Source organism: Nocardia sp. NPDC056564 (assembly GCF_042793755.1).
Taxonomy (GTDB): Bacteria; Actinomycetota; Actinomycetes; order Mycobacteriales; family Mycobacteriaceae; genus Nocardia.
Genome location: NZ_JBHTUR010000018.1, coordinates 174032 through 199449, shown reverse-complemented (window position 1 = coordinate 199449; position 25418 = coordinate 174032). Strand labels below are relative to the sequence as shown.

General features: G+C 68.7%; 23 protein-coding genes, 1 tRNA gene and 1 other RNA gene. 15 read left to right on the top strand and 10 right to left on the bottom strand.

The features are described from left to right. Positions 1 to 254 precede the first annotated feature (254 nt). From ACFQ9K_RS34505 to ACFQ9K_RS34470, 8 genes are all read left to right on the top strand, one after another. The gene (locus ACFQ9K_RS34505; RefSeq protein ID WP_378726161.1) at positions 255 to 2411 is read left to right on the top strand and encodes a bifunctional serine/threonine-protein kinase/ABC transporter substrate-binding protein; all 2157 of its coding nucleotides are present in this window, start codon (positions 255 to 257) and stop codon (positions 2409 to 2411) included. A 14-nt stretch (positions 2412 to 2425) separates the two neighbouring features. Next, a complete protein-coding gene (locus tag ACFQ9K_RS34500) occupies positions 2426 to 3409 on the top strand; it encodes an adenosine deaminase (protein ID WP_378726164.1) in 984 nt (327 codons plus the stop codon). 131 nt (positions 3410 to 3540) lie between these two features. Continuing rightward, a complete protein-coding gene (locus ACFQ9K_RS34495) occupies positions 3541 to 3930 on the top strand; it encodes a hypothetical protein (RefSeq protein WP_378726166.1) in 390 nt (129 codons plus the stop codon). Between the two features lie 44 nt (positions 3931 to 3974). Beyond that, complete coding sequence (locus ACFQ9K_RS34490) at positions 3975 to 4373, top strand: hypothetical protein (protein ID WP_378726168.1); 399 nt, start codon at positions 3975 to 3977, stop codon at positions 4371 to 4373. Between the two features lie 269 nt (positions 4374 to 4642). Then, on the top strand, positions 4643 to 4822 hold the full coding sequence (locus ACFQ9K_RS34485; protein ID WP_378726170.1) for a Clp protease N-terminal domain-containing protein: 180 nt from the start codon (positions 4643 to 4645) through the stop codon (positions 4820 to 4822). A 300-nt stretch (positions 4823 to 5122) separates the two neighbouring features. Continuing rightward, positions 5123 to 5455: a hypothetical protein gene (locus ACFQ9K_RS34480; RefSeq protein ID WP_378984075.1), complete on the top strand. Its 333-nt coding sequence runs from the start codon at positions 5123 to 5125 to the stop codon at positions 5453 to 5455. Positions 5456 to 5586: 131 nt separating this feature from the next. Continuing rightward, complete coding sequence (locus ACFQ9K_RS34475; RefSeq protein ID WP_378984072.1) at positions 5587 to 5814, top strand: hypothetical protein; 228 nt, start codon at positions 5587 to 5589, stop codon at positions 5812 to 5814. A gap of 121 nt (positions 5815 to 5935) precedes the next feature. Next, entirely contained in the window at positions 5936 to 6742 is an 807-nt protein-coding gene (locus ACFQ9K_RS34470; protein WP_378726176.1) for an NmrA family NAD(P)-binding protein, read from the top strand. Between the two features lie 56 nt (positions 6743 to 6798). Here ACFQ9K_RS34470 and ACFQ9K_RS34465 read toward each other — a convergent pair. Continuing rightward, positions 6799 to 6886, bottom strand: a tRNA-Ser gene (locus tag ACFQ9K_RS34465). 139 nt (positions 6887 to 7025) lie between these two features. On the opposite strand from ACFQ9K_RS34465, the gene ffs reads away from it, so the two are divergent. Continuing rightward, positions 7026 to 7120, top strand: an RNA gene (ffs, locus tag ACFQ9K_RS34460) — signal recognition particle sRNA small type. A 184-nt stretch (positions 7121 to 7304) separates the two neighbouring features. Beyond that, positions 7305 to 8594, top strand: coding sequence for an aminotransferase class I/II-fold pyridoxal phosphate-dependent enzyme (locus ACFQ9K_RS34455; RefSeq protein WP_378726178.1), 1290 nt, complete (start codon positions 7305 to 7307; stop codon positions 8592 to 8594). A 52-nt stretch (positions 8595 to 8646) separates the two neighbouring features. On the opposite strand, the gene ACFQ9K_RS34450 is transcribed toward ACFQ9K_RS34455, so the two are convergent. Then, positions 8647 to 9453 (bottom strand): methyltransferase domain-containing protein, encoded by an 807-nt coding sequence (locus ACFQ9K_RS34450; RefSeq protein WP_378724375.1) that lies wholly within the window; start codon positions 9451 to 9453, stop codon positions 8647 to 8649. Positions 9454 to 9738: 285 nt separating this feature from the next. Here ACFQ9K_RS34450 and ACFQ9K_RS34445 point away from each other — a divergent pair, with 285 nt between their 5' ends. Next, complete coding sequence (locus ACFQ9K_RS34445; RefSeq protein ID WP_378724374.1) at positions 9739 to 10314, top strand: HhH-GPD-type base excision DNA repair protein; 576 nt, start codon at positions 9739 to 9741, stop codon at positions 10312 to 10314. A gap of 118 nt (positions 10315 to 10432) precedes the next feature. Continuing rightward, a complete protein-coding gene (locus ACFQ9K_RS34440; RefSeq protein ID WP_378724373.1) occupies positions 10433 to 10783 on the top strand; it encodes a hypothetical protein in 351 nt (116 codons plus the stop codon). A gap of 4 nt (positions 10784 to 10787) precedes the next feature. Here the strand turns inward: ACFQ9K_RS34440 and ACFQ9K_RS34435 are convergent, their stop codons facing one another. After that, the gene (locus ACFQ9K_RS34435; protein ID WP_378724371.1) at positions 10788 to 11705 is read right to left on the bottom strand and encodes a neutral zinc metallopeptidase; all 918 of its coding nucleotides are present in this window, start codon (positions 11703 to 11705) and stop codon (positions 10788 to 10790) included. 358 nt (positions 11706 to 12063) lie between these two features. Here ACFQ9K_RS34435 and ACFQ9K_RS34430 point away from each other — a divergent pair, with 358 nt between their 5' ends. Continuing rightward, positions 12064 to 13695 carry a DUF2207 family protein gene (locus ACFQ9K_RS34430; RefSeq protein ID WP_378724369.1) on the top strand — a complete coding sequence of 544 codons (1632 nt, stop codon included), beginning with the start codon at positions 12064 to 12066 and terminating at the stop codon, positions 13693 to 13695. Between the two features lie 54 nt (positions 13696 to 13749). Here the strand turns inward: ACFQ9K_RS34430 and ACFQ9K_RS34425 are convergent, their stop codons facing one another. Next, positions 13750 to 14151 (bottom strand): hypothetical protein, encoded by a 402-nt coding sequence (locus ACFQ9K_RS34425; RefSeq protein ID WP_378724377.1) that lies wholly within the window; start codon positions 14149 to 14151, stop codon positions 13750 to 13752. Between ACFQ9K_RS34425 and ACFQ9K_RS34420 the strand changes: the two genes are divergently transcribed. Further along, positions 14044 to 14391, top strand: coding sequence for an amidohydrolase family protein (locus ACFQ9K_RS34420; protein WP_378724367.1), 348 nt, complete (start codon positions 14044 to 14046; stop codon positions 14389 to 14391). The two genes, ACFQ9K_RS34425 and ACFQ9K_RS34420, sit on opposite strands and share 108 nt — an antisense overlap. A gap of 5 nt (positions 14392 to 14396) precedes the next feature. Here the strand turns inward: ACFQ9K_RS34420 and ACFQ9K_RS34415 are convergent, their stop codons facing one another. The 6 genes from ACFQ9K_RS34415 to ACFQ9K_RS34390 form a co-directional block, all read right to left on the bottom strand. Beyond that, a complete protein-coding gene (locus tag ACFQ9K_RS34415) occupies positions 14397 to 15686 on the bottom strand; it encodes an ROK family protein (RefSeq protein WP_378724365.1) in 1290 nt (429 codons plus the stop codon). A 469-nt stretch (positions 15687 to 16155) separates the two neighbouring features. Then, positions 16156 to 16860, bottom strand: a complete 705-nt coding sequence (locus tag ACFQ9K_RS34410) for a hypothetical protein (protein ID WP_378724363.1) — start codon at positions 16858 to 16860, stop codon at positions 16156 to 16158. Positions 16861 to 16965: 105 nt separating this feature from the next. Then, positions 16966 to 17643 carry a TetR/AcrR family transcriptional regulator gene (locus ACFQ9K_RS34405; protein ID WP_378724361.1) on the bottom strand — a complete coding sequence of 226 codons (678 nt, stop codon included), beginning with the start codon at positions 17641 to 17643 and terminating at the stop codon, positions 16966 to 16968. Then, a complete protein-coding gene (locus ACFQ9K_RS34400; protein WP_378724359.1) occupies positions 17640 to 19922 on the bottom strand; it encodes an MMPL family transporter in 2283 nt (760 codons plus the stop codon). Before ACFQ9K_RS34400 ends, ACFQ9K_RS34405 begins: the two co-directional genes overlap by 4 nt. 86 nt (positions 19923 to 20008) lie before the next feature. After that, entirely contained in the window at positions 20009 to 21310 is a 1302-nt protein-coding gene (locus ACFQ9K_RS34395; protein ID WP_378724357.1) for an ammonium transporter, read from the bottom strand. Between the two features lie 133 nt (positions 21311 to 21443). Next, positions 21444 to 22268 (bottom strand): hypothetical protein, encoded by an 825-nt coding sequence (locus ACFQ9K_RS34390; RefSeq protein WP_378724355.1) that lies wholly within the window; start codon positions 22266 to 22268, stop codon positions 21444 to 21446. 468 nt (positions 22269 to 22736) lie between these two features. On the opposite strand from ACFQ9K_RS34390, the gene ACFQ9K_RS34385 reads away from it, so the two are divergent. Then, positions 22737 to 25394, top strand: coding sequence for a DNA polymerase III subunit gamma and tau (locus ACFQ9K_RS34385; RefSeq protein WP_378984069.1), 2658 nt, complete (start codon positions 22737 to 22739; stop codon positions 25392 to 25394). The last annotated feature ends 24 nt before the right edge of the window (positions 25395 to 25418 follow it).

Genomic DNA, 25418 nt, shown 5'->3' with positions numbered 1-25418 from the left:
GTGCGACCACGTCGACCCACGCGACGCGTCTGGTCTTGCCGTTCAGCCCGCGGAAACTATCCGGCCCGGCCCAACCTCTCCGCCAGATCTTGGCGCATCCGATTCGACAGTGCACCAGGCTATCTCGAAGCTAAGCTGGTTTCGACGAGGCATTCGGGTCGGTGTCGGGCCCGCTCGTCGGTGCTACCCGCGGTCGGCACCGAGCTCGGTAGCGCGAGGCCCGGTTCGACGGACTCGAGGTCTGAGGGGGCTGGATGCTGCGCGTCGGTGAGGTCTTCGCCGGATATGTGATCAAGCGTCAGCTGGGCCGCGGCGGTATGGGCTCGGTGTACCTGGCGCAGCATCCTCGACTGCCGCGACTGACCGCGTTGAAGCTGCTCTATCCGGACCTCTACGCCGACACCGAAATTCGGGCCCGGTTCGAGCGCGAGGCGGATCTGGTGGCGCGGCTGGACCACCCGAACATCGTGACCGTGTACGACCGCGGTCTCGACGAAGGGCAGCTGTGGATCTCGATGCAGTACGTCGACGGCGTCGATGCCGCAGACATCGACCCGCGCACGCTGCCGCCGGAGCGGGCCGCCGAGATCATCGTCGAGACGGCGAAAGCGCTGGACTACGCGCATGCCACCGGGGTCCTGCATCGCGATGTGAAGCCGGCGAATATCCTGCTGGCTCGTGCGACCGAGGCACAGGGCGAGCGAGTTCTGCTGACGGACTTCGGCATTGCCCGGTTGCGCGACGAGTCCAGGCAGTTGACCGAGGCCGGCGGTATCGCAGCGACGCTGGCGTACGCGTCGCCGGAACAATTGTCCTTCGTTCCCGTCGATCATCGTTCCGACCAATACTCGTTGGCGTGCAGCCTGTTCTGGTTGCTCTCGGGCACCTCGCCGTTCGCGGCGGGCACCCCGGCCGCGATGATCGCGGGCCACCTTCAGCAGGCACCGCCGTTGCTGCACAAGCTGCGGCCGGACCTGCCGCCCGGCATCGACGCGGTAGTGGGCAAGGCGCTCGCGAAGAACCCCGGCGAACGATTCGCGTCCTGTACGGAATTCGCGGTCGCGGCGCAGCAAGCTTTGGCGGCACCGGAGAACCCGGTCGTGCCGCGGTCGGCGCCGCAGGACGCGCGAAGTCCCGCGCATCGATCGTTGCGGCGAGCCGGCTTCGGCGGGGCGGTGCTGATCGTAGTACTCGCGCTGGTCGCCGGGATCCTGTGGGCGACAGGCGATCGCTCCGACCCGAAGGCCGGAGATACCACCGGACCCGTTGCGCTGCAACCGATCGATTGGTCCGCCGCCGTCGCACCGGGCACGACCAGCGGTCCCGCACCATTCCAGGCGCTGCGGCAGATCGACGCCGACGGCAAGGAGGTGCCGAGACCGAGCGCGGCGGCGAGTCCGGCCGGCGACGGTAAGGCCACCTGCGAGCCGGTGACCATCGCCTCGACCGCGCCGCTCACCGGACCCGACGCAGGCACCGATCGCGGGCTGATCGGCGGAGTGAGGCTGGCCGTCGACCAATTCACCAGGGCGAACCCCGGATGTCCGGTCACCGTGCGTGAATTCGACTCCGGCGGGTTCCCGCAGTCCGCGGCCGACGTCGCGCGGCAGATCGTGAACGACCCGTCGGTTATCGCGCTGGTCGGTCCCTTGTCCGGCGGGATCCAGTCCACCGGGGGGCCGTTCAGCGACGCCGGGCTGCCGTTGCTCTTCACCGGCAGTGCTCCCATCGACCCCGCGAAGGGTTGGCGCAGCTTCTTCCGCGGCGTCGCCGCCACCGATGTCTATCGTCGCGCGCTGGGCAAATACCTCACCGACACAGCGCATTTCAGCAAGATCTGTGTCGTCAGGGACGATTCCGGGTTCGGCAAGGGCCTGGCGCACGACGTCGTCGCGATGCTCGGCAGCGCGGCCGACCCCGGCTGCCGGGCGGACGTCAAACAGGGCGACCGCGACTTCGGCGCGGCGGTGAACAAGATCGCCGCCGCCACCCCCGACGCGGTGTTCTACTCCGGCTACAGCGCCGAAGCGGCCGCCCTCGTTCAGCAGCTGAGACAAGCAGGTGTCACCGCCCCCTTCATCACCACCGAAGGCGCGCTCAACACGGATTTCGTTGCCCCGTCGCTGATTTCGGCCCGCGGCGCATTCGTCTCCTGTCCCTGCGGCCCGGTCCCCGGCAAGTTCTACTTCGACTTCCGCGCGCTGAACAACCAAGGCGCGGGCTGGAACGCCGTCGAAGCCTACGACCTCACCACCATCACCCTGAACGGCATCGCCACCGGCCACCGAACCCGCCCCGCCCTCCTGACCTACCTACGCCACTACCAAGGCCCCGGCCTGGCCCGCACCTACCGCTGGTCCCCCACCGGCGAACTCACCACCCCGGGCATCTGGATCTACCAGATCAACTAGCTAGGATCCCCGGAATGCCCGTACCGAAAGCCGAACTGCATCTGCACATCGAGGGAACGCTGGAACCGGAGTTGGCGTTCGCGCTGGCCGAACGCAACGGGGCCGAGCTGCCGTTCGCCTCGGTGGCGGAGCTGCAGCACGCCTACCGGTTCGAGGATCTGCAGTCGTTTCTCGATCTGTACTACCGGCTCACGGACGTGCTGCGGGTCGAACGGGACTTCACCGAGCTGGCCGAGGCGTACCTGGCGCGGGCGAGCGCGGCGGGGGTGCGGCACGCGGAGATCTTCTTCGATCCGCAGGCGCACACCGCGCGGGGAGTGCCGTTCGCGACGGTCATCGACGGGCTGTGGGCCGCGCTGCGGGACAGTGAGCAACGGTATGGCATCACGACCAAGCTGATCATGTGCTTCCTGCGCGACCTGTCGGTCGAGTCCGCGCTCGAGACGTTGGCCGCCGCCGAGCCTTACCTGGATCGGATCGTGGCGGTCGGCCTCGACTCCGCGGAGGTCGGTCATCCGCCCGCCAAGTTCGCGACGGTCTACGAGCGCGCTCGGGAGCTGGGGCTGCGCGCGGTGGCGCATGCCGGCGAGGAGGGGCCCGCGGCGTATGTGGCGGAGGCGCTGGATGTGCTCCGCGTCGAGCGCATCGACCATGGAATCCGCGTGCTGGAGGACCCGGAGCTGGTCGCGCGCCTGGTGCGGGAGCGGATCCCGCTGACCGTGTGCCCGTTCTCCAACGTGCGCCTGCGGGTGATCGACAAGCTGGCCGATCACCCGCTGCGCCAGATGCTCGAGCTCGGCCTGGTCGCCACGGTGAACTCCGACGACCCGGCCTATTTCGGCGGCTACGTGCAGGAGAACCTCGACGGTGTCCGCGATGCCCTGAACCTGACCGCCGACCATCTGCGCACCCTCGCCCGCAACTCCTTCGAGGCCTCGTTCATCGACGAGCCGACCCGCGCCCGCTACCTCCGCGAAGTCGACGCCTACCCCTTCTGATTCGCGAGAATCGAAGCCGCACATCTCGGTTCGAGAGCGCCGAGATGCGCGGCGACTACGCGCCGCGACGTACCGGCTGATCCGCTGCGCGACGGATGCGCCGACCGCACCCCCTGACCGACAGTGTGTTCATGACCACAACGGCAGGCAGGCACCGGCCCTTTCGCATCGCGACGTGCGTGGCCCTCGTGCTCGCGGCCCTCGGTGACGCCGGTCCCGAGATCATCGAATCCCGCAGTCTCCGAGCCGGTTACGACGGACCGGGACCCTTGATCTACCTCGCCTTCGCCGTGTTGGTCGCCCTGGTTCGATGGCGATACATCCCGCTGGCGGCGGTGCTGATGTCACTGTTCTTCCTGTTCGGCGGGCTCGCCGACGCCGACTTCCGGACCCGGCGCGGCACGCCGGCCGAGACGATCGAATTCCTTGCCGCGTGGCTGCAAATGCTCAGCTTCGCCGCCGCGATCCTGTTCGGAATCGCTGCCGTCCGGCGGCGCACCCCGAGCGCTATCCGGCAGTAACGAAGCTCGGGCAATAGATGCGTTCGACTCGAAAGGAATTGACAATGGGCACAATTGGCACCCGCTGGACGCAACTACCGAAGAACACCAAACTATCCCTCTACGGATTGGCCATCGGAATCCTGGGCCTGATAATCCAATGGATCGCCGACCCCGCCACATTCCCCGGCTTCCCACCCGGCATCCTGGTAATAGCAGTCTTCGCCATCCTGGTAGCCCGCACCGCCCGCTGGTGGTGGACCCCCCTCCTCGCCACCCTGATCGCCGCTTTCATCGCCCTGGGCGGCCTCCTGGGCGGCGCCCTCCTCGACAACCTGACCTCCGGAAACATTGCAACAATCGCAGGTAACATCATCCTCTACATAGGCCTGGCCATCGCCGCCATAGCCGGCGTCCTAGCCACCATCGACAGCCGCCGCGCCACCAAAGCCCCCCTGGGTTGATCGCCCGCGCAGGGGGCAACGGAGCGGCCCTGATCAACTGATCAGGGCCACTCCAATGTGCAACGCATTGTGGCATGTCAACCTGACTCCAGCGCAACACTTTTCAATACTGCCAGCTATGGCCGGATGGCCTGCCAATGCCCGGATAATGGCTCGTCGGGCTCGTGACCGTGAGCTACTTTCGTTCTTGGGGTATCGAACACGCGGGCCGAACAGGCCCGTTCACACATATGGATTCCGGGGAAGTCATGCGAAAACCATTCAACCCCATGACCTCGTCCGAAAACCATGAAACATCCGTCACGGTGACCTCCGCCGCGATTGGTTTGATCGGGACTCTCCAGCATGCCGCGCGCATCGCCGCCGAGCGTGGACACGGTTATGTCGGAACCGAGCACGTACTCGCGGCACTGTTCGATGCGCCACTGACACCGCTCGAAGTGTTCTGACCGCGCATCGGCGGTACGACGTCAGTGGTCCGAAAGCCGATGAGTTCAAGGAGATGCTCGATCGGTCTTGATAACGGCGGGTAGTGCCTCCGCCGATGGTCGCGGACTCTACCTCGTGCGGATGTCGGCGCTTGGAATTACGGGGATCTTCTGCGTTCGGCGATCGAAACGATCTGCGTGAATACTGCTCGGGGATGATCCGTCGGACAGCGGCGGCGATGCAGAACGGTGGGGCGGATGGCAGACGCGGTCGGGTCAGTGACCAAAGCACGCACCCGCTCGAGGAAGTGGTGTACGGCTGTGGCCGTTGTGGCCGTACTTGTTCTGGCCGCGCTCGCCGTGGATTGGCTGTTCTTCCTGTCTCGCTACGATTCGCTCACCTGGATGTTGACTCCTCCGCCGCGGATCGACGACGTCACCTACAGCCGGCTGGATTCCGCGCCGGTGGGCAGCGAGCAGTATCGGCGCCTCGTCGAGCGGTATGGGGGTCCGCAGTCTGCGGATCGGCGCTGGCCGTTGCCGTTTGCGGTCGATCGGTCGGCGCGCGCCTGTGGAAATTCGCCTTGGTTGCTGTTCGTGCATGACTACACCGGAAAAGTTCACCTGTACAAACTCAACTCCGGTTGCGCGTAACTTAGTCATTGGCAATGGCATTCGTGCCATGGTCTGCCAACTTCGTTCTGCGGGCTGGTTTCTCGAATGAACATCCGTAACCTCCGAGTGGGCGGGTAGGAGTTCTCGCCGAACACGGAGAGGGGATTCATGTGCGAAATCGCGCAGCGTACGGATTCGCGATCAGTGCCCTGGTTACCGGGGCGCTGGCTGGTGCTGTCTGGACTGGCGGTACCGCCGTCGCCCAGGGCGGCGGCATGACCTACCAGGAGTGCATGTCAACCGGCAAGGACAGCTACCGGCAGATTTACGGCACGGAAGCGGTGTGCGTCGAAGACGGTTACGGCACTTACAAATTGGAGCCCGACCGAGGGCAGTAGCCGGGCCGCCGGCAATTGTCCGGGGTGTGTCGGCGGGCCCGGACGGGATGGGCGATGTCGCTGCCATTGACCTCGAGTGCGGTTGAGTTCTTAGCGTCGTCAGGGACGAAGGGAACTCAACGTGACGATCTTGGTAACGGGCGCAACCGGTAACACCGGCCGCCGTGTGGTGGCAGAGTTGGTCCGCCGTGGGCAGCGGGTCCGGGCGCTGACCCGGAATCCGACCGCGGCGGCGGCGAAACTCCCGCCGGGTGTGGAGCTGGTGGCGGGAACGCACACTGTTCCCGCCGCACTGGACGCCGCCCTCGCCGGCGTCAGCGGACTGCACATCACCGTGACCGCAGGGCTTGCCGACGTCGGCGCCGAGCTGGTCGAGCGAGCCGTCGCCGCCGGGGTGCGGCGCATGACGGTCGTGTGGGGTGGCGGGGTCGGACCGGTCGAGCAGGCGGTGGCGGCCTCCGGTGTGGAGTGGACGCGGCTCGAGCCGCAGGAGTTCATGTCCAACACGTTGAACTGGATCGATTCGATCAGGGACGCGGGGGTCGTGCGCGAGCCGTATGACCATCCCAGCGCGATCGTGCACGAGGCCGACATCGCCGCCGTCGCCGTCACCGCGTTACTAGAGGATGGTCACGCCGGGCGCGCCTACAACCTGACCGGCCCGGCGTCGCTGACTCCGCGCGAGCGGATCGCCATCCTGGCGCGCGCGGTCGGCCGCGACATCGCGTTCGCCGCGATCACCCCCGAGCAGGCCATCGAACGACTCATGGCCACCGGCGTTCCCCGCGCCGACGCCGAGTACGTCATCGGCTGGTACGCCGAGCCGAGTGCGGAGTCGACGACGGTGGTCGACACCGTCGAGAAGGTGACCGGTCGCCCGGCACGCACCTTCGAGGAGTGGGTGGACGAGCACGCGGACCGCTTCTAGCAGATCCGAAAAACGCCCCTGGCCAGCCGATATGGCGTGGTCAGGGGCGTTTGCCGTGGCGGAGGATAGGGGATTTGAACCCCTGAGGGCGTTAACCCAACCCGCGTTCCAGGCGAGCGCCATAGGCCACTAGGCGAATCCTCCGTGGGGAAGCATACCGGGTGGGGGAGGGTAGACGCCAAACGGGTCCGTTCGGACCAGGAAAACCCCAGTTCGGCCCGGTTTTCACGCAGTTTCGGGTACCCGGGGGAGGGGGATCGGCGGAGGAACGGCTACACTGGCCGACGGATCCCGCGCGGCGCGCATCCTGTGAACTCCCCCAGGGCCGGAAGGCAGCAAGGGTCAATGGGCTCTGCCGGGTGCGCGGGGTCCCCTTAATCTTTTGAGGGGCCCCGCCCGGATCGCACCGGCTGTCGAATAACGCCTCCAATTCCGAGCAACGCACGGGTAACGTGAACTACGGTCCGTTGACGCCCGATGCGCCTGACGGGCCGCACGTCCGGCCGCCGCACATCGGTCCGGCCACAACCCACGTCCCCGCTGCTTCGAAAGGCTGCCCAGGATGCCCCGGCAAACGCAGATCGGTTTGATGAGCCACGAGGAACTCGTGTCCGAACACGAGACTCAGCACGCGAACTATGCGACGCTCAAGACCGAGAAGCTCACGCTGGACCTGACCCGAGGGAAACCCTCGCCGGAACAACTCGACCTGTCCCTGGAGCTGCTCTCCCTGCCCGGCGACGGCGACTATCGCGACGGCACCGGCACGGACTGCCGTAATTACGGTGGCCAGCACGGACTTCCGGAACTGCGCGCGATCTTCGGCGAACTGCTCGGCATCCCGGTGGACAACCTGCTGGCCGGCAACAACGCCAGCCTCGAGCTGATGCACGACGTGCTCGCGTTCGCGATGCTCTACGGCACCAACGACTCCGAGCGCCGGTGGGCCGCCGAGGAGAAGCTGAAGTTCCTGTGCCCGAGCCCCGGCTACGACCGGCACTTCTCGATCACCGAGGTACTCGGCTTCGAGATGATCCCGATCCCGATGCACCACGACGGCCCGGACGCGCACGCCGTCGCCGAGCTGGTCGCGAACGATCCGCAGATCAAGGGCATGTGGGTGGTGCCGAACTACTCCAACCCGTCCGGGGTCACCTACTCCGAAGAGGTTGTCCGGGAACTGGTTTCGATGCCGGCCGCGGCCCCTGACTTCCGGCTGATCTGGGACAACGCCTACGCCGTGCACCCGCTGACCGATACCGCGGCGCCGGTATACGACGTGCTCGGTCTCGCCGCCGCGGCCGGAAACCCCAACCGCCCCTTGGTATTCGCCTCCACCTCGAAGATCACCTTCGCCGGTTCGGGCGTCAGCTTCCTCGGCGGTTCCACCGAGAACCTGAACTGGTACCTCGGGCACGCGGGCAAGAAGAGCATCGGCCCGGACAAGATCAACCAGCTGCGTCATCTGCGCTTCTTCAAGGACGCCGACGGCGTGCGTGCGCACATGCAGAAGCACCGCGCCATTCTGGAGCCGAAATTCGCTGCCGTGCTGCGGATCCTGGAGGACCGGCTGGGCGCGTCCAAGGTCGCGTCCTGGACCGAGCCCAAGGGCGGCTACTTCGTCAGCCTGGACGTCCTGGAGGGCACCGCGGCACGGGTGATCGCGCTGGCCAAGGACGCGGGCATCGCGCTCACCGCGGCCGGCTCGGCGTACCCGCTGCGGAATGACCCGGAGGACAAGAACATTCGGATCGCGCCCAGCTTCCCGAAGCTGCCCGAGCTGGAGCAGGCGATGGACGGCGTGGCCACCTGTGTGCTGCTGGCGGCCACCGAGAAGCTGCTCGGCAAGTAGTACGAAAACAGCGGGCGCGTACCGAGGTACGCGCCCGCTGTACTGTTCCCGATCAGTCCGGCTTGTGCGCGAGCACGGCGAACATCGTCACCGACAGATGAATGTCGCCGCTGGCCGCGCCCGCCTCGAGATCCTCGACCAGCCGCGCGCGCTGCTCCTCGGTGATCACGCCGCGCGCCACCGCCATCGCCGAAATGCGGGTGACCAGCGAGCCGACGCCGACGGTGCGGTCCTGCACCAGCGCGTGCGAGCCGATCTCGTCGATCACCAAGCCCGCCTTGGTCAATTGCCCGGGCAGCCTGCGGCCGGAGAACGGATTGGTGGTCGCGGAGATCAGGGTGTCGACCACCTCGCGCACCACCTGACGCTCGCCCGGATGCACGATCGCGGTGCCCCAGTCGCTGTCCACCACCACGACGCGGCCGCCGGGCCGCAGCACGCGCGCGATCTCGGTGGCGGCGCGGGCGGGCGCGGTCAGGTGCTGAAACACCCGCTCGCACAGCGCGGCGTCGAAACTGCCCTCGCCGAACGGCAGGCCGTAGGCGTCGCCGGAGTGGAACTTGGCGGTCGAACCGGTCTGGGCGGCCCGGCGTTCGGCGGAGGCGAGCAGGTTCGGGTCGGGCTCGACGCCCACCGCCGCACCGTCGGGGCCGACCGCGTCGGCGAAGGCCATGACCTCGGTGCCGGTGCCGGAGCCGATGTCGAGTGCGCGCTCGCCGGGACGCAGCGCGAGTGCGTCGTGCGCCCAGTCCCGCAACCTGCGGATACCGGGCAGCGCGGCCTGTAGGTCGCGAACGTCGACGAGTTGATCCTGGCCTGCTCGATCGAATCGATCGGGGCGCAAAGTGTAGGTGTCCATGGGCCCGTTTCCATCCCTAGCCGTGGCCACCTCGTGGGGTGCCGATGTAGGTACTGCCGTCTGCTGAGGCATGCGCAGGAGCCTACGCGCGGGGGTATGGCGACGCACGTGAGGGATGTGAGGTCAGTCACCCGACGACCCGCCGCGCCCACCGACGCCGACCGGGCGCGCGGCGGGCGGTGCTACGGCTCGAAGTGCGATGAGCAGGACGGCTTCGCGCCGTCTTGACAAGTGAGATGATCGAATCCGTCCGAGCAGGTTTGTCACGGTGGGAAGGAATGGGCGATGAGTCGCAAGCTTTGCCTGGCGCAGGACGTCGAGGCGGACGAGCTATTGACCGAGGACCACTTCGCCACCCTGCTCGGCATGCTGTTCGATCAGCAGTATCCGATGGAACACGCGTTCCGTGGCCCGAAGAAGATCGCCGACCGGATGGGCGGCTTCGACATCCACCGCATCGCCGAGGCCGACCCGCAGGAATTCGAGGATCTCTGCGCCACCCCGCCCGCCATCCACCGCTACGGCCGCTCGATGGCTCGCCGCGCCCAGGAACTCGCCCGCTACATCATCGAGAATTACGACGGGAAAACCGAGAACCTGTGGAAGCAGGACAAGCCGGATGGCAAGGAGGTGCTGCGCAGGCTGAAGGCGCTGCCCGGATTCGGTGAGCAGAAGGCGCGCATCTTCCTGTCGCTACTCGGCAAGCAACGCGGGGTGCAACCGGCCGGGTGGCGGGAAGCGGCGGGCGCCTACGGAGACGAAGGTTCCCGCCGTTCCGTCGCCGACGTGACGGATGCCGAATCACTCGCGCAGGTAAGGGAATTCAAGAAGCAGGCGAAGGCGGCGGCGAAACAGGGCTGACCCCGAGCGCACGCGCATCCCGGCGAAATTCGGTGCAGTGGCGGGGGACTGGCAGTGTTCGGGCATTGCCGGGGGCGGCGCTTTGCCGGGAGTGTGTTGGGCGGAAGGGAGTTCTCCGATGAGGCGACGTCCAGCAGCGGTGGGATATTTGCGTCGAGATGTTTCCGGAGCGCGGCAGCAGTGGGATGAGGTGCTGATCCGGAGCCTGGCACAGCGTTTCGGGTACGACCTATCCAAGACGGTGGTGTTCGGCGCGGAGACCGAGGACGCCGTCGGCCGGTTGATGAACGTCGCGCGGCGACTCGGCGCGGACGCGGTGATCGTGCCCAGCACCGCACATTTCGACGGGGACATGCCCGGCGAACTGGTGCAGGTGTGTGACGTGATCACCGTGGAGCCGGAGTACACCTACGCGCGCACGCCGAGTTCGCCGTTCGCCGGCGAGGTGCGGGGGCCTCGGCCCGCCTGAATCGCTAGCTCACGGCCGCGGCCGAGGCGGTGAAGGTATTGCATTGGGCGGCACGGTTTTTGTCCAAACCCGTCTCGAACCATTGGCCGCCGTTCTCCGACGTGCCGTGGTCGCGCATGTCGCCGGCCTGGTCGCCGCGACCGTAGGCATCCTTGCGGGCGAGGTTGAGCTGCGAGTTGGTGAGCGAGCCCCCGCCGGAGGACGAGTTCAGGTACATGCCGTCGAAGCAGTTGGCCTGCAACTCGACTCGGCGGGACAGCTCCAGACCGCGGCCGCTGCGCGGACCCGCGTCGGCGCGATCGCTGTTCGCCTTGCGCAGGATGCCGGACATGGCCTGCACGTGGTGGCCGTACTCGTGGGCGAAGACCGACAGGTAGACGATCCAGTTGTCCTTGAAGAAGTCGGTCTGCAACTGGCTGATCGGCATGTAGATGGTTTTGTTCGCCGGGCAGTAGAAGGCGGCGAAGTTGCTGGTCGAGCCGGTGCACGGGGTGGTGATGCCGGTGGTGGTCGCGCTCACGTTCAGCGACGGCGCGGTGAACGGCAGATTCGCCTTCTGCAGCACCGGTTTCCAGGCCGCCTCGAGGCAGCCCGCGGCGCTGTCGAAGAACTTTCGCGCGGCGTCCACCTGGGTGCCCCACGGCGAGTACGCGCAGCGTGCCGGGATGAGCGTCGCGTTGGGGTCGGCGAGCAGCGGGTTGGCGCCGGTCTCGGCGGGGCCAACCGCGCCGTCGGGGGCGAAGGTGAGGCTGGGGGCGGGACCGGTCGCGTTGTTGTCGTTCTTGCCGGTGGATATCGCGTTGCGGACCAGGCCGCCTGCGACCAGGAAGACCACGACGACCAGCACGGCGACCCACGCGCCGCCACCACCGGATCGGCGGCGGGGGGTGTGCGGCGGACGTCCGGGTGGGCCGTACGGCATCGGCGGCGGTGCGCGATGGCCGGGCGGCGGACCGTACCCGGGCGGTGAATATCCAGGTGGCGGACCGTATCCCGGCTGTTGGTACCCGGGTTGCTGGCCGTATCCGGGCTGCTGCCCATAGCCAGGCTGCTGACCGTAACCCGGCGGTGGTCCATATCCGGGCGGTGGTCCGTAGCCCGGCGGCGGTCCGTAGCCGGGCGCGGGCTGACCGTACCCAGGCGGGGGCGGAACCGGTCGCCCACCAGGCGGAACCGGTCCGTATCCGTACGGTGGTTGGGTCACGCCCCCGTACCCCCTCGTCTCAATGATCACCGACAGCCGATGACGCAGAATAGCAAGCTGTCTAAAGTAGGCAGCCATGCTGACTTTTCGGGGGGGCGCCGTAGGCGCGCTGCTGCTCGCCACCGTGGGATTGCTCGCGACCGCCCCGATCGCCCACACCCAGCCCGCCCCGAGCGGTGTCTCCATCATCGCCGATCTGAAGCTCAGCCGCGAGGGCGTGCTCGAGGTGGTCGAACAGGTCGAGGTGCCTGCCGACGGTTCGTTCCGGATGTCGCTGCCGTTGCGGCTGAAGGTGAGTGACGACGTCGAACGCTATTTCAAGGTCACCGACGTGGACACCAAGGGCGCGGGCACGGCGACGGTGGCCAACGATCAATTCACCATCGAGGCGAAGCCCGGTGCGTCGACGTTCACCTATTCGGTGCACAACCTGGTCAACGATGTGCCGGGCAGCCAGGTGTTCAACTGGCTCGGCGTGCTCGGCAGCGATATCGCGTCGATCAGCGCGACGCTGATCAGCCCGAGCTTCGAAATGGGCATCGTGGACTGCAAACTCGGCCCGCCCGGCAACACCCGGCCGTGCGCGGACGTGAAGACCGAGGTGGACGGCGTGCTCCACCTGGAGCAGACCGATCTGAAGAAGGGTGACGCGATCGATCTCACCCTGCAACTGCCGCCGGGCAGCGTGCCGAGTAACGCGGATGTGCGTGACACCGGCGCCGCCGGTCCGTTCGGCATCACCACCCCGGTGCTCGTCGCGTTCGGGGTGCTGCTGCTCGCGTTGGCCGGGCTGGTCGCCTTCGTGCTGCGCGCGCGCCGCCAGAACGCCGCCGCCGGAACCGGTTCGGCGACGATCGATCCGCTGGTGCGCGATGGCGAGCGGGTGCAGTTCACGTCGCCGGACGGGGTGCTGCCCGGTGAGGCGGGGCTGCTGCTGGACGAGCACGTCGACCCGGTCGACATCGCCGCGACGGTGGTGGATCTCGCTGTGCGCCGCTACCTCTGGGTGACGCCGCTCGGCGAGACCGACTGGCGGATCACCCGGGTCAACGCGCCCGACGACCAATTGCGAGATTACGAGAAGGCGGTTTACCGGGCGCTGCTGCCCGACGGTACGGACGCCGTCACGATCACCGAACTCCGCGCGCCCGGACGGGTGCAGTCCGGGCCGGTGCGCACCGCGCTGGTCGCCGATGCGGTCACCCGCGGCACCTTCCTCGACCGTCGCCGTCCCGGTCTGACCATGGCGCTTGGTGGTGCGCTGATCGTCGGCGGCGTCGTCGCGACGGTCGCGCTGGCGCTCACCTCGGGTCACGCGCTGGTCGGTGTGGCGATCGCGCTGGCCGGCCTCGCCACCGCGCTGCTGCCGAAGTATCTGCCGGTCCGCACCGCCCACGGCGTCGCGCTGACCGGCCAGATCCGCGCGCTGCAGCGCGGCCTGGAATCGACCAGGCGCGAACAGGTTCCGCCGATCGACCAGGAGACCGTCTTCTCCCGCGCGCTGCCGTTCATGGTGATCGGCGGCCGGGCCGACAACTGGATCCGCGCCTTCCGCGACCTGAACCCCTCCGCCGACTCCCAGCCCGGCCTCTACTGGTTCGGCGGCTTCGACCGCGACCGCAACCTGCAACGCTTCGCCGGCCACTTCCCGTTCTTCATCACCGCCCTGGAAGGGCTGTTCTCGACCGCGGGCGACCCCCACCGCTGACCCTGCGCTCGACGTAGGTCGCGTCGGGCTACCTCGTGAGCACGCTGAGTCGCTTCAGCTACTGGTATTGCGTGAAGGCCGGTCCGCCGGCGTCCGGCGGATAGGCGCTGTGCCGGTGGCGAGTTCGGCTGCGCGGCGGTCCAATTCGGCCAGGCGGTCCTGGAGGGTAGGCAGGACGCCGGGGCAGGCGCGGAGGGCGCCGTCCGCGGACGTCGGCCTGCTGGTCGACCGCGACGTGGTCGGGCGCGGATTGCCCGGCATCGGTGAGCTCACCCCGCCGCCGGGCGGGCGGCGCTGCTCGAGCCGGTACTGCGCGCCGCGACCGACCACGGTGGGCTGCCCGTAGTCGTGCATGGCGCCGCGCCCACCACCGCGGCCGACCTGCACGTCCTGGCCGACCTGGCGCGAAGTTATCCACAGGTACCGCTCGTGGTGTCCCAGCTCGGGGGAGCGCACTGGATGGACGCCATCGAGCTGGTGCGCGACACCTCGAGCATGTATCTCGAACTGTCCACCGCCAGTATCGTTTTCGCCGTCCGCATCGCGATCGCGGAGATTCCGGAGCGCACGCTCTTCGGCTCGGACGCGCCCTACGGTGACCCGGTCACGGCACGCCTCACCGTCGAGCGAGCGACCCGTTCGCCAGAGATACGCGAACGGGTCCTCGGCGGCACCGCCCAGCAGCTGCTGAGCTGAACCCCTCAGTCGCTCAGCGTCGTCCGGCGAATCGCGGCGAGCGGGTCCGCGTAGAGCACGCTCAACGAGGTGACCACCGCCGCGAATTCCTGGACCTTGCCGCCGAATCCGCTGATCCGGATGTCGGTGGGCGGCAAGCTGGAACCCTGGTTGAACGCGCGGGCCACGTGCGCGACGGCGGGGCGATAGCCGGTGAAGGCCTGCCCGCCGAGGATCACCCGGTCGGGGTTGAGCATGTCGCGGACCATGGCCACGGTGTGCCCGAGGATGGTGGCTCGCTCGGCGAGCAGCTCACGGGCGGGCTCGGAACCCGATTCGGCCGCCCGGTACAGGTCGAGGATGGTCGAGCCCGCGGTTCCGTTGTGCGCGGGGATGATTCCGCGCCCGACGGCCCGCGAGTGCAGCGAACGATCGCCGACGGTCACCTCGAGGCAACCGCGCCTGCCGCAGGTGCATTCGACGTCGGAGCCGGTTGGCAGATGCGCGATCGAGCCGGGGCCGTTGCTCGGGGTGTGTACGCGACCGTCCAGCGTCACCGCGACACCGGCGGTTTCGCGGACGTAGAAGTACAGGCTGCTGCCGCGTTCCGGACCGGCGACGCGCCCGTTGGCCGCGTCGCGCGATTCGATGGTGGGCAGCAACAACTCCGAGGCCGCCATCGCCTCGACGTGCGGCGCCACCGACACGGGCAGTTCGAGCACCTCGCCGAGCACGGCGCCGATCTGCGCGCCCTGCCACTCCAGCTTGGGATGGTCGACCACACCGGTGAGCGGATCGACCCGGCCGCCGATGGCGACGCCGGCCCAGAGCGGCTTGCGCCGATGCCACCGCTGCAGGAACGCCTTGGCGCTGCGGGCGACGGTGGTGGTGGCGAATTCCTGGCCGGTCTGCGGGGTGGCGATGGCCAGGCCGCCGAGAATGCGGCCGCGCAGGTCGGCCGCGACGATCTTGGTGACCGCGGCGCCGATGTGGATGCCGAGGGTCAGGTACGCCTCGTGATCGATCTCGAAGGGCACCCGCGGTCGTCCGACCGCGCCCGAGGCGGTGAGGTCGGGGCGTTCACGGAGCAAACCGGCGGCAAGCAGCGCGGACACCTGACGGTTGACCGTGGCGATGCTCAAACCCGTTGACCGCGCGGCATTGTCGCGCGAGACCGGACCACCGTTGGCGGAGCGCAGAACTGCGGCCGCCGGGTTGTCGGCGATGCGCAGTTCCGGGGCGACCACGGGACGCTGGACCCGGATGCGGCCGCCTGCGGTCCGGGCGACGGATCGTTCAAGGGTAGGAAGGGACATGGTGAAGATTCCTTGCCGAGGTCCCGCGACTGGCGGGACGTGCCTACATGGGCGACTAGGCAGCAAACGAGCCGGAAGAACGGCTCAGCTGCAGCAAGGGCGACAACACAGTTCGCGCGTCAGCGGCAACCGAAGACCCAGCGCGGCGGTCACATAGGTGACCCGCAGCGCGTTCGATCGGCCAGCAGACATGTAAATGAAATTAACACCGGTGACCGCAACTCACCAAGCCTCAACCCGCCGCTGTGTTCTCGCACACAGTGTTTTCCCAGGTCACGGCTCGAGCGAATCGGACATCGCCCGCCTGCGGACCGGATTCGGCGGCGGTCGCCGCGAGTTCGGTCTCGGCTCGACCCGGCGCGTCGGCGGCATGCTCGGCATCGTCCGCTGCTTGCTCCAGATGCGAAAAAGCCCCGCCCAGGCGAGAGGATGCTGGGCGGGGCTTTGTCGCGGCAGTGGCGACCGCGAGTTATTTCGGCGCCACGAAGGGCTGGTTGATGGTGGTGAAGTACTGGATCGCCGCACCGATCGCGACCGGGGCGGTCACGAAGATCTGGCCGCCGATCACGCCGAGCGCGCCGATGGCGGCGGCGCCCGCGAGGCAGCCGGCGATGATGCCGCCGACGAACGGACCGAACAGGCCGACGATGGTGCCGCCGACGATGGTGCCGCCCAGCGCACCACCCAGGACGCAACCCACGGCCGCGCCGCCGAGGCCGCCGACCAGGGTGCCGATGGTGGCGCCCATGGAGATGGTGCTGGTCAGCCGGCTCCAGGCCGCCTGCTCACGGTCGTATTCGGTCTTCCACGGGGCCTTGTCCTCGAACGGCAGGGCGACCGGCTTGTAGGTGGCCTTCGCCGGATCGAGCTGCGGGGTCAGGGTCGCGGTGTGGCCCGCGATGTCGGCCGCGATCGGGAGCTCGAAGTCGTCGATGCGGAACTTCAGCGGGGTACCCGCGACGACGGTGCCGTTGGCCGCCTTGATCTTCAGGGTGTCGTCCTCGACCACGATCGACCCGGAGTCGGTGGTGATGATCGACGACGTGTCGGTGGCATGGGCGGTGAAATTCACCGGATCATCATTGGCCTGCGGTGCGGCGACCGACGTGCCCGCGGCGACCCCGGTCGTCATGGTCACCAGTGCCGCGACCACGGCAAGCTTCCTCATCCTCATGTGTACTGCGATCCCTCATCTAGACAGTGCTGTCGAGGCAAAGCATCGAGGAGAAAGTCCTGGATAACGAGGAAAAAACGCAGGGAGATTCCAATCCGCGACGGCTCAGCGGTCGCGCCGCATCTCGCTCACCCAGGCGGCGAACTCGTCCGGCTCGGTGTCGGCGCCGATCATGTCCACCACCACATGGCCGACGCACGCGGCGCGCAGCACCCGATTGGCCACCACCTCGGTATCGCCCCACGGAATGTAGGGCTTCGCGATCAGCAGTGACGCGATCCCGTGCGCGGCGGCCCAGAGATCGAGCACGACCGGCATCGGATCGCCGGGGGTGATCACGCCCGCGTCCATGCACTCCTGCACCGTCTGCGAAAAGTGCTGGAACGCACCGCTGCCGAGCACCTGATCCACCGCGCCGACGGACATGGTCGGCACGGTCGCCAGCCGATACTGCTCGGGATGCTCCCTGGCGAACCGGACGTAGGCCAGCCCCTGCTGGCACAGCCGGGTGATCGGCGAGACCGCCGGATCCGTCTCGGCGACGATCGCGGCGTCCAGGTCCTCGAAGACCTGCACGACCACGGCCTCGATGAGCTCGTCCTTGTCCGCGAAATGCCGGTAGATCGAGGGTGCGCTGACGCCGACGCGCTTGCTGATCTCGCGGATCGACACCGCGTCGGCGTGTCCGGTGCGGGCCAGCAATTCCCGTGCCGCGTCCAGGATTTCGGTGCGCAGCTGAGCACCGGTGCCCCGGGCGGACCGCGACCTGCGTGCGCCGATCATTCGCGCCCGGCCAGCACGCGCTCGCTCGGCTCGGAATCGGCGTGCTCGCTCAACCCGATTCGGGCGTGCAGCCGGGCCAAAGGCGCGGGCGCCCACCAATTCCACGTGCCCATCAGCTTCATCAAAGCGGGGGCGAGCATGGTGCGGATGAGGGTGGCGTCGGCGAGCACGGTCAGGGTGAGGCCGAGGCCCATCAGCTGGATGAACGACACCTTCGAGGTGACCATCGCGCCCATCACGATGGCCATGAGCACGGCCGCGGCGGTGAAGATCCGGCCGGTCCGAGCGACGCCCACGGCCACGGCGTGCACGTTGTCCTCGGCGGTGCGCACGACGCCGCCGTCCACCACGCGACCGGAGGCGAGCCATTCCTCGCGGATGCGCGAGAGCAGGAACACCTCGTAGTCCATCGACATGCCGAACGCGAGACAGAACATCAGGATCGGCATGGTCGGCGTCATATAGCCGACCGGGGTGAAGCCGAGCAGGCCGGACAGATGCCCGTCCTGGAAGATCCAGACCATCGCGCCGAACGCGGCGCACAGCGAAAGCGTATTGAGCACAATGGCTTTCAGCGGCAAGATCAGGCTGCCGGTGAACAGGAACAGCACCGCGAAGGTGGCGAGCGCGATCAGCGCGACCGCCAGCGGCAGCCGCTTGCCGAGCGAGTCGAGGGCGTCGGCGTTGACCGCCGCGCCGCCGCCGAACAGCGCGTGCCCCGGTGCGGGCACGGCGCGCAGCTCGCGCAACTGTGCCTCACCCGCCGGGGAGAACGGGTCGACGCGGGTCGCGACGTTGAGGTATTCGCCGGTGCCGTTGGCCATTCCGGCCGGACCGTTGGCGACGCGTCCACCCTTGATATAGACGCCGGCGCTGGACAGCACCGCCGAAACGCCGTCCGCCTTGGACAATCCCTTGGCATAGTCGCCGATCGGCCCCGGGCCGCCTTGATATCCGTCCAGCACGACGGTGGTGTTGTTGCCCGCGTTGGCCGCCGGGAACTCGGCGCGCAGCACGTCACCGACCTGGCGGGTCGCGGCGGTGGACGGCAGCACCCGGTCGTCGGGATAGCCGAATTTCACCGAGAGGAACGGCGATCCGAGCGCGAGGAACAGCGCGACGAGGATCAGCGCGACCGGGATGGAGTGCCCGGTTACCCAGGTCACCAGCCGGTACCACCAGCTCCGCTCGGGCACCAGCGGTCGCAGCGGATCAGGAGCGGGACGACCGAACAAGCGGCGCAACGGAACTCGGATGTCGAGCGAGTTCACCCGATGCCCGAGCAGCACCAGCGCGGCGGGCAGGATCAGGATCGCCGCCGCGGCCGCCGCGGCGACCACCGCGACCCCGGCGTAGGCGAACGACCGCAGGAAGTAGATGTCGAAGATGCTCAGCACGGCCAGCGAAAGCGCCACGGTCAGTGCGGAATACAGCACGGTGCGGCCCGCGGTCTGCACGGCGCGAACGGTCGCGGCCGCCGGTTCCAGGCCGTTGGCCAGTTCCTCGCGATACCGGCTGACGATGAACAGGCTGTAGTCGATGGCCAGCGCGAGACCCATCGCGGTGGTCATGTTCAGCGCGTAGATGGACACGTCGGTGATCAGCGTGAACATCCGCAGGATGGCCAGCGTGGTGAGGATGGCGAAGATGCCGACGGCCAGCGGCAGCACCGCGGCGATCAGGCTGCCGAACACCAGCACCAGCACGACCAGCGAGACCGGGATCGCGACGCCTTCCGCGAGGGCGAGGTCGTGGGTGATCTGCTTGTTCACGTCGTGGAAGACGGCGGCGGTGCCGCTCTGCCGGACGGTGACGCCGTCGGTGGTTCCGGCGAGCTGCTCGGTGAGCTGCCCCGCGGTCTCCTGGGACTGGGTGTCGTCGCCGGTCAGATAGGCGAACACCAGCGCTTCCTTGCCGCTGGTGCTGCGCAGCGCGGAGGCCACCGCGGGCGGGGCGGTCCAGTACGACTGCACGCCCTTCACGTCGGAGCGGGCGCGCAGGGTGTCGGTCAGGTGGAGGCCGACCGCGCGGGTGGCCGGCGCGTCGGCGCCCGATTCCGAGCTGACCAGCAGCACGTAGTTCGGCGCGGCGCCGTCGAAATTGTCCGCGAGCAGGCGCGCGACCTGGGACGACTCGGCGTCGGGTGAGGTGAATCCGGCGGACTTCATATGCGCCGCCGCCGTCGCGCCGAACACCCCGCAGAGGATCGCCAGCGCGGCGGCGGCGAGCAGGACCGCCCGCGGATATCGGGTGACGATCTGTGCGATCCGGATCAGCACGCGCGGCTCCCTTGCTCGACGCTCTGCGGTAACGCCGTTAGCGTAACGCCGTTACCTCTGCATCGACAGAGGGAGCCGCCGCGCGATCAGTGATCCCGGTCACCCGGCTGGCCGTGGCCGAAGTGCCCCTCACCGAACCGCCGCGGCGCGTGCCCGTGCACGCCCTCCGCGTAGGCGGTCTCGGCGTGCAGGGCGAAGTCGATGCCCGTGGTCTCCTCGTCCTGGCTGACCCGGAAGCCGACGGTGCGATCGATGAGCTTGCCGAGCAGGAAGGTCACCACGAACGCGTACGCGGCGACCACCAGCACGCCGACCAGCTGCTTGCCGAGCTGGGCCAGCCCGCCGCCGAAGAACAGACCCTCGACACCGCCGGTCATCACCTGGGTGGCGAGCAGGCCGATCAGCACCGTGCCGACGATGCCACCGACGAAGTGCACGCCGACCACGTCGAGCGAATCGTCATAGCCCGCCTTGAATTTCCAGCCGACGGCGAACGAGCACACCACGCCTGCGGCGAGCCCGACGATCAGCGCGCCGAGCGTGTTCACCGAGCCGCAGGACGGGGTGATCGCGACCAGGCCCGCCACCACACCGGACGCCGCACCGAAAGTGGTCGGCCGCCCGTCGCGGATCTGCTCGACCGCGAGCCAGCCGAGCATGCCGAGGCAGCCGGCCACCAGGGTGTTCAGGAAGACCGCCGCCGCAACACCATTCGCGGACAGCGCCGACCCGGCGTTGAAGCCGAACCAGCCGAACCACAGCAGGCCCGCGCCGAGCAGCACGAACGGCAGGTTGTGCGGGCGCATCGCGTCGGTCTTGAAACCGATGCGCGGGCCGAGCACCAGGGCGAGCGCGAGTGCCGAAGCGCCGGAAGCGATCTCGACGACCAGGCCGCCCGCGTAGTCCAGCGCGCCGAACGAGGCCAGCCAGCCGTCCGGACCCCACACCCAGTGCGCGATCGGCGCGTAGACGGCCAGCGCCCACACCGGCACGAAGATCATCCACGCGGCGAACTTCGCTCGGTCCGCGATGGCGCCGCTGACCAGGGCCGCGGTCAGGACGGCGAAGGTCAGCTGGAAGGTGGCGAACAGCAGCTCCGGTACCGCGCCGTGCAGGGTGGTCGGGTCGATGCCGGCCATGGCCAGGTGGTCGAGGTTGCCGATCAGGCCGCCGCCCGCGTCGTCGCTGAAGGCCAGGCTGTAGCCGAACAGCAGCCAGGCGACGGTCACCAGCGGGATCGCGATGAAGTTCATCATCAACATGTTGAGCACGCCGGTCGAGCGCACCATCCCGCCGTAGAACAGCGCGAGCGCCGGGGTCATCAGCAGCACCAGGGCCGTGCTGACGAGCAGCCAGGCGGTGGCCGCGGGATCCAGGGATGTGGACACGGAAGCTCCTTCCACGCACGATGCGTTGCAAGGAAATTACCGAATGCGCACCGCCGGATTTGCGCTGGTCCACGAGTCGCGCGCGGGTTCGGACATGGGATGTTTGCCGAATAGGGCCGCTGAGCGGGACCGTTCAGGCGCGGGACTTGCGGGCCACCGCGCGCTGGCCGCGCTTGCCGGGAACGGGCAGATCGTCGCGCATGGCGACCCATTCGGCCGTGGTCAGCCAGAGTTGCTGGGCGCGGGCGTCGGCGGTGTTGTGGAAGATCCGGCGGCCGCGATCGTCGCGCAGTTCCTGGGCGACGGTGGACCAGCGCGGGGCGCGCTCGTGCTCGGTCAGGTAGTCGCCGAGGTACGCGGCGACCGCGGTGCCGATCGTGTTCACCGGGCGCAGCGAGACCCGGTTGCCGTACTGGTCGGCGTGGAAGCGGCGGCCGGCGCAGAGCGATCCGGCGTTGGCGTTGGAGGCGATCCAGCCGGCCCGCTGGGCGCGTTCGATCAGCCAGAGGTGTTTCACGGCGGATGGGGCGATATCGCCGATGCGGGTGCGGATCAGCGTCATGACCGGCTCGGAGGACAGCACGTCGCGGCGGGTCGGGCCGATGCCGTGCGCGGTCCAGTGGGCGTCGGCCAGGGTGGCCAGGGCGCGGCCGAAGTCGTCGATGCTGCGCTGGGCGCGACGGCCGAGGCGCTCGATGCGTTCGGCCTCGCGGCGCATCTCATTCTGCGCGGTGAGGGTGCGGATCGCGGCCATGGTCGGCACCTGGCCACGCTCGAGCAGCTCGAGGATGGCGGCGGAGGTGGCGGGATCGGCGGTGGCGGCAACCGGGAGGGAGTCGCGTTTGATCGCGAAGTCCTGCGGGCTGATCGCCCGGCTCAGCAGGTCGACCGCGGAACGATCGCCGGCGAATTCGGTGCTGGAAAGCAACACGGTGGCGATGTCATCAGGCTTTTGCACGGTGAGAAGTTCCTCCGATGGATGTGGAACTCGGTGTCCCTGGAACTTGGCGGTGCGGGAACTTTGGTTGTGCCCCGGTCGGGATGAGGGACCGGCCGGGGCAACCAACCTGATGAAGGTTTGGCTACCGAAGTTGCCGATTGCCACGGTAGCCAGCCGATTGCGTAGCTGTCATCCTCGTTGACGCTTTCGTTATCTCCACAAATCTGCGGTGAATCGGGGCGTGAGTACATATTTTTCGGTCTACTTGGGGGAATTGGGCGGTAATTTCCCGCTATCGACCGGTGCTTCGTCAGTGATAGCTCACGCGTTGCCGCTATCTCTATCGGTCAGCGGGGGTTAATTAGGGCTACGGAATCTTGTGATTTGGATCACATCGAACCGGTCTTCGCTGTTGGTGTTCCGTCGCGCCGGGTCCGGCGGTCAGCGCGAATGTTCTTTGTCGGTGCGCGCCGGTAACCTCTGGCCGTGGCTCTGTACCGGAAGTACCGACCGGCAACGTTCGCTGAGGTAGTGGGTCAGGAGCACGTCACCGACCCACTGAGCACCGCCCTGGACACCGGCCGGATCAGTCATGCCTACCTGTTCTCCGGCCCGCGCGGCTGCGGCAAGACCTCGTCCGCGCGCATCCTCGCGCGCTCGCTGAACTGCGTGCAGGGGCCGACCTCCACACCGTGTGGCGTGTGCCCGTCCTGCGTCGCGCTCGGCCCGGGCGGGCCGGGCAATCTTGACGTGATCGAACTCGACGCCGCGAGCCACGGCGGCGTCGACGACACCCGTGAACTGCGCGACCGCGCCTTCTACGCGCCCGCCGAATCCCGCTATCGCGTCTTCATCGTCGACGAGGCGCACATGGTCACCACGGCGGGTTTCAACGCGCTGCTGAAGATCGTCGAGGAACCGCCGGCCCACCTGATCTTCATCTTCGCCACCACCGAGCCGGACAAGGTGCTGCCGACCATCCGCTCGCGCACCCACCACTACCCGTTCCGGCTGCTGCCGCCCGCGACCATGCGCGGCCTGCTCGGCAAGATCTGCGACCAGGAGCAGGTGACCGTCGAAGAGGCGGTGTACCCCTTGGTGATTCGCGCGGGCGGTGGTTCGCCGCGGGACAGCCTCAGCGTGCTCGACCAGCTGCTGGCCGGTGCCGGACCGGAGGGCGTCACCTACTCCAGGGCGGTCTCGCTGCTCGGCGTCACCGACGTCGCGCTGATCGACGACGCCATCGGCGCGCTGGCCGACAACGACGGCGCGGAGCTGTTCGGCACGGTCGACCGGGTGATGGAGGCGGGGCACGATCCGCGCCGGTTCGCCGTCGACCTGCTCGAACGATTGCGCGATCTGATTCTCCTGCGCGCGGTGCCCGATGCGATCGAGCGCGCGCTGGTCTCCGGGCCGGGGGATGTGCTCGAGCGGATGCGCGATCAGGCCGGGCGACTCGGTCCGGCCACGTTGGCGCGGTACGCCGAATTGCTGCACGAGGCGCTCGGGGAGATGCGGGGCGCGACGTCGCCGCGGCTGCTGCTCGAAGTCGTGTGCGCCCGGATGCTGCTGCCCTCGGTGTCGGATGCCGAGTCCGCCACGTTGCAGCGGCTGGAGCGGCTCGAACGCGGCTTCGCGGGCGGGGCGGTCGCGCCGTTGCCCGCGACCTCGTCGGGATCGGCGCCCGCCGACGCCGCCGTGGCGGCCGTGTCCAGGCCGGCGCCGGTGGCCGGCTCGCCCGAGTCGACTCGGCGGCGCGGCGCGGAGGCGTTGGCCGCCATCCGCCGGGAGACCGCAGGCTCGGGTGGTGCCGCGCCGGAGACCGCGGGCGGTCCGGGTGCCGCCGGGTCCGCACCGACACCGACACCGACCCCGCCCGCGAGCGATGCCGGTGCCGCGCAGGCACGCCACGAGCCGGTCGGCACGGCGGTGGCAGCTCCATCGGCCGACGCCGCCCAGGCCGAATCGGGTGCGCCGAACTCCGGCGTCGCCTCGGCGAGTGCGGCGGGCCCGGAGGCTTCGACGGTTGGTGCGCCGGTGGCAGCAGCTGCCCGCGGTGGCGAGGAGATCGACGCGAGCGGGGAAACTCGGCCCGCGGCCGCGGATCCGATCGCCTCGGCGTCGGCCGCCGGGCCGGACGCCGCGGTCGATCCCGCGAGCGCAGCGAGTCCGGTGCGGACCGAATCCGTCAGCCCCGCAGCGGCTTCCGCGCCGCCCGCGGTCGTGCCGGCGCAAGTTCCGGCCGGTTCGCCCGAGCCGGTACCGGCCGCGGACGATCCCGAACGCGAACCGGTGCAAGCGTTTTCCGGAGTGGAATCGGTTATCTGGGAGGTTGCCGCACCTGCCCCCGCCGAGCCGGTCGCCGCGGCACCCGCCGTCACACCGCCCGACCCGGTCGCCGAACCGGAACCGTCCACCGCCCCGAACGCGGACCTGCTGCGCGAGGTCGAGGCCGCCTGGGCGGATATCCGCGCCAAGGTGCGCGAGTTCGGCGCCGCGGTGCAGGCGATGCTGGCCGGCGCCTCGGTCTCCCGGATCGAGGGCGACACGATCGTCTTCACGCACCAGCACGCGCCGCTGGCCCAGCGGCTCTCGGATCCACGCAACCTGGACGCGGTGCGCTCGGCGGTGCACGCGGTGCTCGGCCGCGCGCACGACGTGCGCTGGGAGGCCGGCGGCCCCGCGGCGCGACCTGCGGCGACGGCGCGGGGTGGGGGGCAGTCGCCGCCGCAGCGCGGGGGCGGGCAACCGGCGGCTCGTGAATCCGGCAACGCGCCCGCGCGCGGCACGGATGCGCCTGCGCCGCCGCGTTTCTCGCGGCCGAGCCAGGCCAAGAACGCCGCCGCGGAGCAGGCGGGCAGCGCGAACAAGCCGCGCTCGTTCGCCGGCGACGACGATATTCCGCCGCCGGACTTTCCCGATCTACCGGATGATCCCGGCCCTTTTGATTCCGCGCCGCCCGAGTCGGCGCAGCCCACGAACGGCACCGGGCCAGGGGTGGTACCGGAGACCACGCCCGAGGACGAAGAGGAGATGATCCGCGCCGCGGCCGTCCCGGTGGCGCCGGAGGATCGGCGCGACCCCGACGAGGCTGCCCTCGAATTGCTGAAGAGTGAGCTGGGGGCCACACGGCTGAGTGGTTGACAAGCACCGCCGTCAGGACGTTAA

Coding starts and splice junctions, on each gene's coding strand:
- ACFQ9K_RS34495 (WP_378726166.1), top strand. CDS start 3,541: ATGACCACAACGGCAGGCAGGCACCGGCCCTTTCGCATCGCGACGTGC.
- ACFQ9K_RS34405 (WP_378724361.1), bottom strand. CDS start 17,643: ATGATCGGCGCACGCAGGTCGCGGTCCGCCCGGGGCACCGGTGCTCAG.
- ACFQ9K_RS34455 (WP_378726178.1), top strand. CDS start 7,305: ATGCCCCGGCAAACGCAGATCGGTTTGATGAGCCACGAGGAACTCGTG.
- ACFQ9K_RS34505 (WP_378726161.1), top strand. CDS start 255: ATGCTGCGCGTCGGTGAGGTCTTCGCCGGATATGTGATCAAGCGTCAG.
- ACFQ9K_RS34500 (WP_378726164.1), top strand. CDS start 2,426: ATGCCCGTACCGAAAGCCGAACTGCATCTGCACATCGAGGGAACGCTG.
- ACFQ9K_RS34445 (WP_378724374.1), top strand. CDS start 9,739: ATGAGTCGCAAGCTTTGCCTGGCGCAGGACGTCGAGGCGGACGAGCTA.
- ACFQ9K_RS34410 (WP_378724363.1), bottom strand. CDS start 16,860: ATGAGGATGAGGAAGCTTGCCGTGGTCGCGGCACTGGTGACCATGACG.
- ACFQ9K_RS34490 (WP_378726168.1), top strand. CDS start 3,975: ATGGGCACAATTGGCACCCGCTGGACGCAACTACCGAAGAACACCAAA.
- ACFQ9K_RS34485 (WP_378726170.1), top strand. CDS start 4,643: ATGACCTCGTCCGAAAACCATGAAACATCCGTCACGGTGACCTCCGCC.
- ACFQ9K_RS34440 (WP_378724373.1), top strand. CDS start 10,433: ATGAGGCGACGTCCAGCAGCGGTGGGATATTTGCGTCGAGATGTTTCC.
- ACFQ9K_RS34435 (WP_378724371.1), bottom strand. CDS start 11,705: ATGCCGTACGGCCCACCCGGACGTCCGCCGCACACCCCCCGCCGCCGA.
- ACFQ9K_RS34415 (WP_378724365.1), bottom strand. CDS start 15,686: ATGTCCCTTCCTACCCTTGAACGATCCGTCGCCCGGACCGCAGGCGGC.
- ACFQ9K_RS34430 (WP_378724369.1), top strand. CDS start 12,064: ATGCTGACTTTTCGGGGGGGCGCCGTAGGCGCGCTGCTGCTCGCCACC.
- ACFQ9K_RS34450 (WP_378724375.1), bottom strand. CDS start 9,453: ATGGACACCTACACTTTGCGCCCCGATCGATTCGATCGAGCAGGCCAG.